Raw genomic sequence first — 13,535 nt, 5'->3', positions numbered from 1 at the left:
GCAGCCCCCTCCCCTCAACCCCTACCAATACCGGCAAACATGCCCTGTGTATGCGCTGCCAAAACGCTGGCCGCCAATTCCACCTCAAGCCCACGCCGCCCCGCGCTGACATGGATGGTTGCAAAATTTTGCGCCGACTCGTCAATAAAGGTACGCAGGCGCTTCTTCTGCCCCAGCGGGCTGATCCCACCCACCAGGTAACCTGTAGAACGCTGGGCCGCCGCCGGGTCGGCCATCTCGCACTTCTTCACCCCGGCCGCATGGGCCAGTGCCTTGAGGTCCAGCGTCCCCACCACGGGCACCACCGCCACCAGCAACTCGCCCTTTTCACTGCTCGCCAGCAACGTCTTGAACACCTGTTGCGGGTCCAGACCAAGTTTCTCCGCTGCCTCAAGCCCATATGACGCCGACTTGGGGTCATGTTCGTAACTGTGCACACGATGTTCGGCACGGGCTTTTTTCAACAGATCGAGCGCGGGGGTCATGCAGTGCTCCATAACGGGGACGAATCGGCGACTACTGTAGGGCAATTCCAACATCCCAGCCAGCAAACCACCAACAACGCGCTCTAGCTCAGGCTTTGCTGGCTGAAACGACTAAGCAGAACGTGACCGACCGTTCACTTTCGACCTTTGACATAAGCGTTTCTTGTCTATATTTTTTCGTTTCTGAATAAACGATGCCCTTTTTAAGTGCATTCCTATATCTGCCCGGGGTCAATGGGGATCGACTCCGGGCTTTGCTGTCGAGCGCCACGCGCCTCACAACAAAAACAACGAGGTCATACATGACGAATGCTCTTCGCGAACCCACGCTGTCCAGCCAATGCCTGGCCGAATTTCTTGGCACCGCACTACTGATCTTTTTCGGCACCGGTTGTGTCGCCGCGCTCAAGGTGGCGGGTGCCAGCTTTGGCTTGTGGGAAATCAGCATCATCTGGGGGGTTGGCGTAAGCATGGCGATTTACCTCACGGCGGGCATTTCCGGGGCACACCTGAACCCGGCCGTGAGCATCGCGTTAACGCTGTTCGCCGGTTTCGACAAGCGCAAACTGCCCTTCTATGCACTGGCACAAATTTGCGGTGCATTCTGCGGCGCGGCGCTGGTGTACACCCTGTACAGCAACCTGTTCTTCGATTTCGAACAAAGCCACGCCATGTTGCGTGGCAGCACCGAAAGCCTCGAGCTGGCGTCGGTGTTCTCCACGTACCCGCACCCTTCGCTGACCACGGGCCAGGCCTTCCTGGTGGAAGTGGTGATCACCGCCATCCTCATGGCCGTGATCATGGCCCTGACCGACGACAACAACGGCCTGCCCCGTGGCGCAATGGCGCCGCTGCTGATCGGCCTGCTGATCGCTGTGATCGGCAGCGCCATGGGCCCGCTGACCGGGTTTGCGATGAACCCCGCGCGTGACTTCGGCCCCAAATTGATGACCTTCCTGGCCGGCTGGGGCGAAATTGCCTTCACTGGCGGTCGGGACATTCCGTACTTCCTGGTTCCGGTGTTCGCCCCGATCCTCGGCGCTTGCCTGGGTGCCGCGACCTATCGCGGCCTGATCGCCCGCAACCTGCCAACGGCGCAACCGACTGGCGCCGAGACAAACGACAATCGCCAGGGCGATACTCAAGTCAACTGACACGTGTGCCCTGACCACCTCATTTCGCAAGGCCTACAACCATGACAGACACCCAGGAAAAGAACTACATCATCGCCCTGGACCAAGGCACCACCAGCTCGCGGGCCATCATTTTCGACCGCGACGCCAATGTGGTGGGCACCTCCCAACGCGAATTCGCCCAGCATTATCCGCACGCGGGCTGGGTCGAGCACGACCCGATGGAGATCTTCGCCACCCAGAGCGCAACCATGGTCGAAGCGCTGGCCCAGGCCGGCATCAGCCATGCCCAGGTCGCCGCGCTGGGTATCACCAACCAGCGTGAAACCACGGTGGTGTGGGACAAGGAAACCGGCCGCCCGGTGTACAACGCCATCGTCTGGCAGTGCCGTCGCAGCACCGAAATATGCGCCCAGCTCAAACGTGACGGCCACGAGGCCTACATTCGCGAAACCACCGGCCTGGTCACCGACCCGTATTTCTCGGGCACCAAGCTGAAGTGGATTCTGGATAACGTGGAAGGTGCCCGCGCACGTGCCGAGCGTGGCGAATTGCTGTTCGGTACCGTCGATTCCTGGCTGATCTGGAAGTTCTCCGGCGGCAAGGTACATGTCACCGACTACACCAATGCTTCGCGCACGCTGATGTTCAACATCCATAGCCTGCAGTGGGACGACAAGCTGCTGGAAATCCTCGGTATCCCGCGCAGCATGCTGCCTGAGGTGCGCCCTTCCTCCGAAGTGTACGGCCATACCAAAAGCGGTATCGCCATTGCCGGTATCGCAGGCGACCAGCAGTCCGCGCTGTTCGGCCAGATGTGCGTGGAGCCTGGCCAGGCCAAGAACACCTATGGCACCGGCTGCTTCCTGCTGATGAACACTGGCGACAAAGCCGTGATGTCATCCCACGGCCTGCTCACCACCATCGCCTGCGGCCCGCGCGGCGAAGTGGCCTATGCACTGGAAGGGGCCGTGTTCAATGGCGGTTCCACCGTGCAATGGCTGCGTGACGAGCTGAAGATCGTCAATGACGCACTCGACACCGAATATTTCGCCAGCAAGGTCAAGGACAGCAATGGCGTGTACCTGGTGCCTGCGTTCACGGGCCTGGGCGCGCCCTACTGGGACCCGTATGCCCGCGGCGCCCTGTTTGGCCTGACCCGGGGCGTGAAGGTCGACCACATCATCCGCGCAGCGCTCGAGTCGATCGCCTACCAGACCCGCGACGTGCTCGATGCCATGCAACAGGACTGCGGCCAACGCTTGTCCGAGCTGCGCGTGGACGGTGGCGCAGTGGCCAACAACTTCCTCATGCAGTTCCAGGCCGATATCCTCGGCACCTGCGTGGAGCGCCCGAAAATGCGCGAAACAACGGCGTTGGGCGCTGCGTACCTGGCAGGCCTGGCGTGCGGGTTCTGGAGTGGCCTGGACGAGCTGCGCGACAAGGCGATCATCGAGCGCGAGTTCAGCCCGCAGCTGGATGAAACGCAGAAAGAAAAACTGTACGCCGGATGGAAAAAAGCAGTAGATCGCACACGCGATTGGGAAGATCACGACGCCTGATCGAGTTCAGCGTTACCGCCTTGCGAAAGAGGCGGTAGCGCTGGCTGTCATCCCCTTCCTACGGCATTATTGCAGAATTTGTCCGGCAGCCCCTAAGGACCGCCCATGAATCTGCCCCCACGCCAACAACAAATCCTCGAACTGGTCCGCGACCGCGGCTACGTCAGCATCGAGGAAATGGCGCAGTTATTCATCGTCACGCCGCAAACCATCCGCCGCGATATCAACCAACTCGCCGAGCTCAATCTGCTGCGCCGTTACCACGGCGGGGCGGCCTACGACTCGAGCATCGAAAACACGGCTTACGCCATGCGCGCCGACCAGATGCGCGATGAGAAGCAGCGTATTGCCGAAGCCATCGCCCGGCAGATTCCCGACCATGCCTCGCTGTTCATAAACATTGGCACCACCACCGAATCCATTGCCCGTGCCCTGCTCAACCACAGCCACCTGAAGGTCATTACCAACAACCTGCATGTGGCGGCGATCCTGGCAGCGAAGGATGATTTCGAAGTGTTGGTAGCCGGGGGTACGGTGCGCCGTGACGGCGGTGTCGTCGGGCAGGCCAGCGTCGACTTCATCAACCAGTTCAAGGTTGATTTTGCCTTGGTGGGTATTAGCGGCATTGATGAGGATGGCAGCCTGCTTGATTTCGATTACCAGGAAGTGCGCGTTTCCCAAGCGATCATTGCCAACGCCCGGCAAGTGGTTCTGGCTGCCGACTCCAGCAAGTTCGGGCGCAATGCCATGGTGCGCCTGGGTTCGATCAGCCTGGTCGATTGCCTGGTGACCGACCAGGCGCCGAGCCTGGAGCTAACGCAGTTGCTGAACCAGTACAAGATTCGCCTCGAAGTGGTTTGAGCGTTTGACGTGCACGCCTGAAAGGGGCGGCTAACGCCAGGGTTGGCTACCCTGGCAACTGCGTTGTAATTTTCGTTTTTGTTCACTTTATTGTCATCTGATCAGTTTTTTCTATAAACACTGACTGGCGATGGCCTTTCTGTTGCGCTACTATTTTCGCAAACGAACATAGATGTTCATATTCGATATGAACAACCTCAGGAGGCCTTGCCCGTGTCCCAGCCCGTTTCGACCCAGCCCGCCCTCGCCGAATGCTATGACCTCGCAGTGATCGGCGGCGGCATCAATGGCGTGGGCATCGCTGCCGACGCTGCCGGGCGCGGCCTGAAGGTGTTCCTGTGCGAAAAAGACGACTTGGCGCAACACACCTCGTCAGCCAGCAGCAAACTGATTCACGGTGGCCTGCGCTACCTGGAACATTACGAATTCCGCCTGGTACGCGAAGCCCTGGCCGAGCGGGAGGTACTGCTGGCCAAGGCCCCGCACATCGTAAAACCGATGCGCTTCGTGCTGCCCCACCGCCCGCACCTGCGCCCGGCCTGGATGATCCGTGCAGGCCTGTTCCTGTACGACCACCTGGGCAAACGCAAGCGCCTGGGCGCTTCGCGTAGCCTGCGTTTCGGGCCGGGCTACCCGCTCAAGCCAGCGATCACCCGTGGCTTCGAATACGCCGACTGCGCCGTGGATGACGCCCGCCTGGTGGTGCTGAATGCCATGGCCGCGCGTGAACATGGCGCGCACATTCACACCCGCACCCGTTGCCTGCGCGCCGAGCGCATTGATGGCCTGTGGGAAGTTGAACTGCAGCATGCCGATGGCAGCCTGCAAACCATCCGGGCACGTGCGCTGGTCAATGCGGCCGGACCATGGGTGGCCAGCTTCATCAAGGATGATCTCAAGCTTGATGCGCCCTACGGGATTCGCCTGATTCAGGGTAGCCATCTGATCGTTCCGCGGCTGTATGAAGGTGACCATGCCTACATCCTGCAAAACGAAGATCAGCGCATCGTCTTCTGCATTCCCTATCTGGACCGCTTCACACTGATTGGCACCACCGACCGCGAATACAGCGGCGACCCGGCCAAGGTGGCCATCACCGAACAGGAAACCGACTACCTGCTGAAGGTCGTCAATGCACACTTCAACCATCAACTGAGCCGCGCCGACATCCTGCACACTTATTCCGGCGTGCGGCCGCTGTGCAACGATGAGTCGGACAACCCATCGGCCGTTACCCGTGATTACACGCTGGCACTTTCGTCCGAGCAGGGCCAGGCGCCGCTGCTGTCGGTGTTCGGTGGCAAGTTGACGACCTATCGCAAGCTGGCCGAGTCGGCCATGGCCGAACTCAAGCCTTTCTTCACACAAATGCGCGGTAGCTGGACAGCCGACGCAGCCCTGCCTGGCGGGGAAAAAATGACCAGCGTTCAAGCGCTGGTAGACGCCATCCTCGCCCACAGCGCCTGGCTGCCCGAGGACATCGCCAAGCGCTGGGCACACACTTACGGCAGCCGCGTCTGGCAATTGCTCGAAGGTGTACAGGGCCCCGACGATCTTGGCCAGGCCATTGGCGGGGGCTTGTTCACCCGCGAAGTGGATTACCTGTGCAGTAAAGAATGGGCAATCAGTGCCGCCGACATCCTGTGGCGCCGGACCAAGCTCGGTCTGTTCACCTCTGCCGCTGAACAGCAGCTGCTTGAAGAGTACCTGCAGCAGGCCCGGCCGAACCAAGCCCGCGAACAGGCTGCCTGAGACGCCTTGACTACGAGGCCTGGCCCTCCACCGTCGGCTCTATGTGCAGGTAGCGTGCGTACGCTGCCTGCGCGAGCTCCAGTCGCATCGCCCTCAGCTGTTTCTCGTACTCTGCCCGCAACGCTGCCGATTGCAGCAAATACTCCTGCTCGGAAAGCTGCTCGGCCTGTGTAAGCCGCTCATCAAATGATTCAACCAGCGCATCGATCCGTTGCGGATAGCGCTCGTGGATGTAGCGATCCCAAAACGGCCGCTCGGCAAGCGATTCACTCAACCTGGGCGGGCTTTCCCCCCGCAGAATCTTCAATCGCGCTGCACTCACGTCGCCCAGGGTCACCCTTGAAAACGCCATGTAATGAATGGTGCCTGGCTGAGCCGGCAAACCGAGCCCGCCTGCCAACCGCGAGCGGTACGCCAGGTAGACTTCAACCGGGTCGACAAGCCCGCCTTGCCGGTTCAATTCCTCAACCTTGAGCGCAGCAATGCGGTTGACTTCATCCAATCGATACAACGTTCGCCCTACCCGCAGCAAGGCGTCTTCACGCTGGGCCAGGCTGCTGCCCGCCGCCGCGTTCTCCACATACAAGGTAACTTCCAGCTCGCTCAGTATGTAGAGCAACTGATCCTCGCAAGTGCGCGGGCCGCTCGCCTGAGCCAGCAGGATTGCTCGCAACTCACTGTTCTGGTCACAGGCCCCCAGAATGCGCCATACACGCTCCCGGTAATACACCGAGTGTTCCCGAAAATCGCTGGTCCGGCTGAAGTCGGCCAGAAACTGGAACAACCCCGCCGAGTCCGGGTCATCGCGCAAGCGTAACCATTGCGCTTCACGATCACTGCGCAGCTGGCCATTGGAATCGGCTAGCCACCGCTCACGTGCAGCGTCATCGAGCAACTGATGATCGATGGGCCGCAAGTTGACAGGCTGGCGCGCGGCCAGGTTCACCAACCCCTGGCTAGTTTCATCCAGCGGGTTGTCATGCACGCTTGCACGCCGTAGCCGCAGGCGCAGGCTGTTGAGGTCCTGGCGGATGCGCTGGATCCTGTTGTTACGCAGGTCTGCAAAACCAAAAACAGGCAATTGCTGGCCACGCTCGGGAAAATGAACCAGGTCTGCCGCATTCAGTGATAAATCACGCAGATGACGCAACGCATGCACATCCAGGGCCTGACCAAGCGGGTTATGCCCCAGATCCAACTGCTCCAGGCGCGTCAAGGCAGCGAGGCGCTGATTGTCGGTCGCATCGATCGTGATCTGGTTGTGCGACAGGCGCAGGCGCCTGAGGCCGCTGAGCTGTTCAATACCTGCCGGCAGCGCCGTGAAGCGGTTTTGCTGCAAGTCCAACTCCACCAGATGTGGGAAGCGCGACAGGAAGTCTGCATCCAGCGCCGCGAGGTTCATGTCCCGCAGGGTAAGCCGTGTTACATGGTTAAACGTTATGCCGGCCGGCAGGGCCGGTAACCCACCCACGTGCTCGCCGCGAATGGCCAGCAAGAACCCTCCCTCGCTCAAAGTGGGGGCCTTGCGCCGCCAACAACGCCGCAGCGCATTGGCTACCCGATTGCGCCGCCAGCCATCACGAAGCCCGCTACTGGCGTCGCACCAGCTGTTCAACCCCTGACGCAGGCGCGTGAGCTGCCGTTGCAGTTGTACGTAGTGCGTCCACGGGTCCATCCGGCGCGCCAGCAGCTCTACAATGTATGCCTCCAGTTCATCTTCGCCGAGCGTTGGATAGATTTGGTGAATGCCCCGGCGCGCGGCCTGGCGGCTGCTACTGGCTCGACCACTCAGCGGGTAGCCCAGGCGACCATCGGCAAAGCGAACCGGTGGGCGCACCCCCTCGCCTACCCGCGCCATGCCGATCAAGGTTGCCACCGTTGCGCGCGCCCCACTGGCTTGAGCCAGCAGCGTCTCCAGCAGCCCGGCCTCATCCAGCGCAGCACTGCCCAGCAGAAGCTTTTGGGAGGGCTCCAGCGTATGCAGCAACGCCTTGACCAGGCTGTCGGTGGCCGCGGCCTGTGCAAGTGGCGCCCCTTGATCACCCAGTGCAAGGTAGCCTTGGTCTGTTCTGGTCAGGCAGCGCACCGTTTGCGCTTGATCACTGCCCAGCTGGGCACTGAGCGCGCCCTCGCGTGAACCCTGTCGGATTTCCACGCGTACCGACTGCGGCCAGGGAGCTCGGGCATCAATCAGCTTCAAGGCAAGGCGCTCGCTGTCAGCGTTGGTCGCACTGGTCTGAATCAGGCCGGCGAGGGCGCGGTCGATGCGGCTGTCACGCACGAGCCAACGCGCCTGCTCCGCGAGCACCAGCGGTACACGCTGTTTCTGCACCATGTAATCAAGCGACTGCTCGCTGGCTTGCGCAATAATCTCGCGTGCACCACGGCTGCTCAGCCCTGGGAAATCCCTCTGCAACAGCACGACTTCAGTGCCCGGCACGGGCTGTTTCGATGTGAAGACGGATTCGAATGCATCCCCACGTAGCGCCGGAAACACGCCATGCAGGTGGTAACGTTCCCAGGCATCGAGAAGCCGCGCAGGGGCAGGCGCAGACTCAACATGCAGGTAGCGCAAGCGGGCTTCATCAATGCCCGTGACTTGCGTCAGCACAAGCGCCTGTTCATCGCTGACTTCACTCAGTTCGCCGCCTAGCCGTCGCATCATCATCCCCGCACCAGACCATTCCTGAGGGCGGTATAGCTCTGTACGGTAGTGGCCCGGGGTACTGGCTACAAGCCTGAGTTGACCGTGCTCACTGACAACCGGGTCCAGGTCATCGACAAATGGCACACGTTCAAGTACCCGCCCTACCGCTACCCCGCCAGTCGCAATGATGGCGCCGACTGCAACGTTTTCAGCAACGCCAAACAGGTGCTTCAATGCATTTTGGCGATCACCCAGTTTCCAGTCCTCATAGCCTTCGTAGATTTCATTGGCGAGCTGCGCCGCTGCGATCACGCACATGGCCTGCCCAAGCACCGGCACGAATAACCCTGCGATTCCGAGCAACGTCAGCCCCGCATCGACGTAGCCGGCCAAACGTTCACGACGGGACTCACTGTCTTCATCGCCCGTTGGCACAGCCAGCACGCGGGCATCGTCCAGGATCTTGTCGATACGCAGCGTCCGGAGGTGGGCCAGCACCGGGGTATCGATGGCAAAGTGACGGCCGTCAAGCTCGATTTCTGCCGAGGTACCGGTGTCCTTTATGAGCTTCTTCAGCGTAACGGTGAACGACGCCCTGTCACGCTCACGAACAAAGCGCATGAAAAAACTTGCGTAAGTCTTGTCGCGAAGGCGGTTTGCCAGCATGTCATACAGCGCGTCCCAATCCTGGTGGATATGCAACGGCTGCACGGGGTCATCGGGGATCCAGCTGAGAACACCTTGCAGCGGGCCGTCGCGGGTGTCGCGCACCTCCCAGGCAGCAACGCCCTCGATACGCTTGCCCAACAGATACAACTGCCGTGCGGTAAGCTCGGCGCGGTCGATAGGGACGATCGGTTTGGGGCTACATACCGGTAACAACTGCAGATAGCTGCGCTCATCGAGCTCGGTCCGCATCTCGGCTATGCGCAACGCCACCTCCAGCCTGGCACGCAAGTCCTCTTCCAGCCGCCGCTCCACTGCTTCACGCTTAGCCGGGTCATCAGGTTGCAGATGGGCCTTCAACACAGCCTGATACCTGGCACCAATATCCAGGCTGCGGCACAGCAAGGCGAAATGCGTGAACGAGACTTTCAGCCGCACTTTCTGGCTATCCAGCAAATACGCGTCTTCCATGCCCCCCGGGATGGTTTCTTCGTCGGTGTAGTTATGCAGCGCCGCAGCAAGCAGCCACCTGCTCGAGGTGTGCAAATAGTAAGTACGGGGCGCAGTGGGAATAAGGACCGGGTAGAACACTTTCTGCACGACTTTGACGCGGCTGGTACGCACATCGGTATGCAAGTTGAAACGGTCGATCAACGCTTGCTTCAACAAGGGTTCGGCAAAGGTATCGATCGAGGGCAGGGGGGCAAGTAGCTCGCGCACCTGTTGCGCGCTCTTTTGCTGCAAATGCATTGCACGCTGCAAGGCCCGCAAGCTATCGATTTCTGCACGCTGCATCCAGTCTGGCAAACCGCTGGCGATGACTGCGTCAATCGAGTCGGGAGCAATTTCATGGAGGGTCATGGTGGCTTGGCCTTATGGGAAAGCCGCAAGAGACCATCTTCACCACCCCCACCCGCGGTAGATATTTCGCGCCGCACCCGCACCCATCACCCATTCGGATTACCGAACACCGATATTCAATCCGTTCGGAATACCGAGAAAATTTCCTACACAAAAAACCTTCACTAAACAGTAATCCTCAGCATTTTCGCGGCGTTATCATCGAAAACGGGGCTTGGCACGAGTCATGCTCTACACTTGGAAGCCGAATGCACAGCGCTTCATGCTGTATTCGTTGAACGAAAGAGTCCGCCAACGGCTCCATAAAAAAAACAAACACGTCGAGGAAAATTTGATGCGTATCGTTCGTCAATTGCTGGGCGCCGCCATCGCGGCTGCAGTCATCGCTTCGCCCGCCATGGCCGAGGAGCTGACCGGCACCCTGAAGAAGATCAAGGAATCGGGCACCATTACCCTGGGGCACCGTGACTCCTCCATTCCGTTTTCCTACCTGGCCGGCAAACCCGAGCCCGTGGGCTACTCCCATGACATCCAGCTGGCTGTCGTCGAGGCCCTGAAGAAGCAACTGGGTACGGACATCAAGGTCCGCTACAACCTGGTCACCTCGCAAACCCGCATCCCACTGGTACAGAACGGCACCGTGGACCTTGAGTGCGGCTCCACCACCAACAATGTCGAGCGCCAGCAGCAAGTTGGCTTCTCGGTTGGCATCTTCGAAGTGGGCACCCGCCTGCTGACCAAGGTCAAGGACGGTCAGCCGTCCTACAAAGACTTCCCGGACCTGGCCGGCAAGAACGTGGTGACCACCGCCGGTACCACCTCCGAGCGCATCCTCAAGGCAATGAACGCCGACAAGCAGATGAAGATGAACGTGATTTCCGCCAAGGACCACGGTGAAGCCTTCAACATGCTCGAAAGCGGCCGCGCCGTGGCCTTCATGATGGACGACGCCCTGCTGGCCGGTGAAATGGCCAAGGCGCGCAAGCCGGCTGACTGGGTCATCACCGGCACCCCGCAGTCGTACGAAATCTACGGCTGCATGGTGCGCAAGGATGACGCTGCGTTCAAGAAAGCAGTCGACGATGCCATTGTGGGTTACTTCAAGTCGGGTGAGGTCAACAAGAGCTACGACAAGTGGTTCCAGCAGCCGATCCCACCGAAGGGCCTGAACCTGCAGTTCCCGATGAGTGACGAGCTGAAAAAACTGATCGCTGAACCGACCGACAAGGCTGCGGACGAGAAGAAGTCCTGATCCTCAGATAGTGGCCTGGTGCGCAAGAGCGCCAATCAATTCTGCAGGCCACTCATTAGTGTCTAACCTTTCATCCGAGGGCGCGTGCCGCCCTTGGATGCTCGAAGGTGCCCGTGAAACAACCGTCTGAGGGGAAATCCCGATGAATTACAACTGGGACTGGGGCGTGTTCTTCAAGTCCACCGGCGTGGGCAGCGAAACCTATCTGGACTGGTACATCACCGGCCTGGGCTGGACCATCGCCATCGCCGTTTCCGCCTGGATCATTGCGTTGCTGCTGGGTTCGGTACTGGGTGTGATGCGTACCGTGCCAAACCGCCTGGTGGCCGGCATCGCTACCGCCTACGTGGAGCTGTTCCGCAACGTGCCGCTGCTGGTGCAATTGTTCATCTGGTACTTCCTGGTGCCGGACTTGCTGCCGGAAGGCCTGCAGGAATGGTTCAAGCAGGACCTGAACCCAACCACTTCGGCGCTGATCAGTGTGGTCATCTGCCTGGGCCTGTTCACCGCCGCACGTGTCTGCGAGCAGGTGCGCACCGGCATTCAGGCACTGCCCAAGGGTCAGGAAGCCGCGGCCCGTGCCATGGGCTTCAGCCTGCCGCAAATCTACAACAACGTGCTGCTGCCGCAGGCGTACCGGATCATCATCCCGCCGCTCACCTCCGAGTTCCTCAACGTCTTCAAGAACTCTTCGGTAGCGTCGCTGATCGGCCTGATGGAACTGCTGGCGCAGACCAAGCAAACCGCCGAATTTTCGGCCAACCTGTTCGAGGCCTTCACGTTGGCCACGCTAATCTACTTCACCCTGAACATGGGCCTGATGCTGCTGATGCGCATGGTCGAGAAGAAAGTCTCGGTGCCTGGCCTGATTTCCGTGGGGGGCAAGTAAATGGAAATGGATTTCAGCGAAATCATCCCCGCCCTGCCCGCCCTGTGGGACGGCATGATCATGACCCTGCAGCTGATGGTCATGGGCGTGGTCGGTGGCATTGCCCTGGGCACGATCCTGGCGTTGATGCGCCTGTCGTCGAACAAGTTGCTGTCGAACGTGGCCGGCGCCTACGTCAACTACTTCCGCTCGATCCCGCTGCTGCTGGTGATCACCTGGTTCTACCTTGCGGTGCCGTTCGTGCTGCGCTGGATCACCGGCGAAGACACCCCGGTGGGGGCCTTCACCTCCTGCGTGGTGGCCTTCATGATGTTCGAGGCCGCGTACTTCTGCGAAATCGTGCGTGCCGGCGTGCAGTCGATCTCCAAGGGCCAGATGGGCGCAGCGCAGGCTTTGGGCATGACCTACGGCCAGACCATGCGCCTGATCATCCTGCCCCAGGCCTTCCGCAAGATGACGCCGCTGCTGCTGCAGCAGAGCATCATCCTGTTCCAGGACACCTCGCTGGTGTACACCGTGGGCCTGGTGGACTTCCTCAACTCGGCACGCTCCAACGGCGACATCATCGGGCGCTCCCATGAGTTCCTGATCTTCGCCGGGGTTGTCTACTTCCTCATCAGCTTCTCCGCTTCGTGGCTGGTCAAGCGCCTGCAAAAAAGGATCACCGTATGATTTCCATCAAGAACGTCAACAAGTGGTACGGGGACTTCCAGGTGCTGACCGACTGCAGCACCGAGGTCAAGAAAGGTGAAGTGGTTGTAGTCTGCGGCCCTTCCGGCTCGGGCAAATCCACCCTGATCAAATGCGTCAACGCGCTGGAGCCGTTCCAGAAAGGCGACATCGTGGTCGATGGCACCTCCATTGCCGACCCAAAGACCAACTTGCCAAAGCTGCGTTCACGGGTGGGCATGGTGTTCCAGCACTTCGAGTTGTTCCCGCACCTGACCATCACCGAGAACCTGACCATCGCCCAGCGCAAGGTTTTGGGCCGCAGCGAAGAAGAGGCCACCAAAAAAGGCCTGGCCCTGCTCGACCGCGTCGGCCTGAGCGCCCATGCCAAGAAGCACCCTGGCCAGTTGTCGGGTGGCCAGCAGCAGCGCGTGGCCATTGCCCGCGCACTGTCGATGGACCCGATCGTCATGCTGTTCGACGAGCCAACGTCGGCGCTGGACCCGGAAATGGTCAATGAAGTACTGGATGTGATGGTGGAACTGGCCCACGAAGGCATGACCATGATGTGCGTAACCCACGAGATGGGCTTTGCCCGCAAGGTGGCCAACCGCGTGATTTTCATGGACAAAGGCAACATCATCGAGGACTGCCAGAAAGAAGACTTCTTCGGTAAGCCTCAGGAGCGCCACGAGCGCACCCAGCACTTCCTCGGCAAAATCCTGCAACACTGATACTGCGCCAACAGCGCCGCTGCC

10 protein-coding genes are annotated in these 13,535 nt (G+C 60.3%); 8 read left to right on the top strand and 2 right to left on the bottom strand.

Annotation, left to right across the window (positions count from 1 at the left end):
- Positions 1–14 precede the first annotated feature (14 nt).
- Positions 15–485, bottom strand: a complete 471-nt coding sequence (gene ybaK, locus PVV54_RS05585) for a Cys-tRNA(Pro) deacylase (protein WP_274908980.1) — start codon at positions 483–485, stop codon at positions 15–17.
- Positions 486–787: 302 nt separating this feature from the next.
- Between ybaK and PVV54_RS05580 the strand changes: the two genes are divergently transcribed.
- The 4 genes from PVV54_RS05580 to glpD all read left to right on the top strand — a co-directional run bounded on the left by PVV54_RS05580 (position 788) and on the right by glpD (position 5,793).
- Complete coding sequence (locus tag PVV54_RS05580) at positions 788–1,639, top strand: MIP/aquaporin family protein (RefSeq protein WP_274908979.1); 852 nt, start codon at positions 788–790, stop codon at positions 1,637–1,639.
- 41 nt (positions 1,640–1,680) lie between these two features.
- Positions 1,681–3,180 (top strand): glycerol kinase GlpK, encoded by a 1,500-nt coding sequence (glpK, locus tag PVV54_RS05575; protein WP_274908978.1) that lies wholly within the window; start codon positions 1,681–1,683, stop codon positions 3,178–3,180.
- A 105-nt stretch (positions 3,181–3,285) separates the two neighbouring features.
- On the top strand, positions 3,286–4,041 hold the full coding sequence (gene glpR / locus PVV54_RS05570; protein WP_274908977.1) for a DNA-binding transcriptional repressor GlpR: 756 nt from the start codon (positions 3,286–3,288) through the stop codon (positions 4,039–4,041).
- 213 nt (positions 4,042–4,254) lie between these two features.
- A complete protein-coding gene (gene glpD / locus PVV54_RS05565; RefSeq protein ID WP_274908976.1) occupies positions 4,255–5,793 on the top strand; it encodes a glycerol-3-phosphate dehydrogenase in 1,539 nt (512 codons plus the stop codon).
- 10 nt (positions 5,794–5,803) lie between these two features.
- On the opposite strand, the gene PVV54_RS05560 is transcribed toward glpD, so the two are convergent.
- Positions 5,804–9,967, bottom strand: coding sequence for an NEL-type E3 ubiquitin ligase domain-containing protein (locus tag PVV54_RS05560; RefSeq protein WP_274908975.1), 4,164 nt, complete (start codon positions 9,965–9,967; stop codon positions 5,804–5,806).
- 334 nt (positions 9,968–10,301) lie between these two features.
- On the opposite strand from PVV54_RS05560, the gene PVV54_RS05555 reads away from it, so the two are divergent.
- From PVV54_RS05555 to PVV54_RS05540, 4 genes are all read left to right on the top strand, one after another.
- Positions 10,302–11,219 (top strand): glutamate/aspartate ABC transporter substrate-binding protein, encoded by a 918-nt coding sequence (locus PVV54_RS05555; protein ID WP_274908974.1) that lies wholly within the window; start codon positions 10,302–10,304, stop codon positions 11,217–11,219.
- A 142-nt stretch (positions 11,220–11,361) separates the two neighbouring features.
- A complete protein-coding gene (locus tag PVV54_RS05550; protein ID WP_274908973.1) occupies positions 11,362–12,108 on the top strand; it encodes an amino acid ABC transporter permease in 747 nt (248 codons plus the stop codon).
- A complete protein-coding gene (locus PVV54_RS05545; protein WP_274908972.1) occupies positions 12,109–12,780 on the top strand; it encodes an amino acid ABC transporter permease in 672 nt (223 codons plus the stop codon).
- Entirely contained in the window at positions 12,777–13,511 is a 735-nt protein-coding gene (locus PVV54_RS05540; RefSeq protein WP_274908971.1) for an amino acid ABC transporter ATP-binding protein, read from the top strand. The genes PVV54_RS05545 and PVV54_RS05540 overlap by 4 nt, the downstream gene beginning before the upstream one ends.
- Positions 13,512–13,535 lie beyond the last annotated feature (24 nt).

Origin of the sequence: Pseudomonas sp. PSKL.D1 (assembly GCF_028898945.1) — a bacterium.
Taxonomy (GTDB): Bacteria; Pseudomonadota; Gammaproteobacteria; order Pseudomonadales; family Pseudomonadaceae; genus Aquipseudomonas.
This window is presented reverse-complemented; position numbering and strand designations above follow the sequence as displayed.

Excerpts from the sequence above, each read along its gene's own strand:
- ybaK (WP_274908980.1), bottom strand. The coding sequence starts at position 485 with ATGACCCCCGCGCTCGATCTGTTGAAAAAAGCCCGTGCCGAACATCGT.
- PVV54_RS05580 (WP_274908979.1), top strand. The coding sequence starts at position 788 with ATGACGAATGCTCTTCGCGAACCCACGCTGTCCAGCCAATGCCTGGCC.
- glpK (WP_274908978.1), top strand. The coding sequence starts at position 1,681 with ATGACAGACACCCAGGAAAAGAACTACATCATCGCCCTGGACCAAGGC.
- glpR (WP_274908977.1), top strand. The coding sequence starts at position 3,286 with ATGAATCTGCCCCCACGCCAACAACAAATCCTCGAACTGGTCCGCGAC.
- PVV54_RS05560 (WP_274908975.1), bottom strand. The coding sequence starts at position 9,967 with ATGACCCTCCATGAAATTGCTCCCGACTCGATTGACGCAGTCATCGCC.
- PVV54_RS05555 (WP_274908974.1), top strand. The coding sequence starts at position 10,302 with ATGCGTATCGTTCGTCAATTGCTGGGCGCCGCCATCGCGGCTGCAGTC.
- PVV54_RS05550 (WP_274908973.1), top strand. The coding sequence starts at position 11,362 with ATGAATTACAACTGGGACTGGGGCGTGTTCTTCAAGTCCACCGGCGTG.
- PVV54_RS05545 (WP_274908972.1), top strand. The coding sequence starts at position 12,109 with ATGGAAATGGATTTCAGCGAAATCATCCCCGCCCTGCCCGCCCTGTGG.
- PVV54_RS05540 (WP_274908971.1), top strand. The coding sequence starts at position 12,777 with ATGATTTCCATCAAGAACGTCAACAAGTGGTACGGGGACTTCCAGGTG.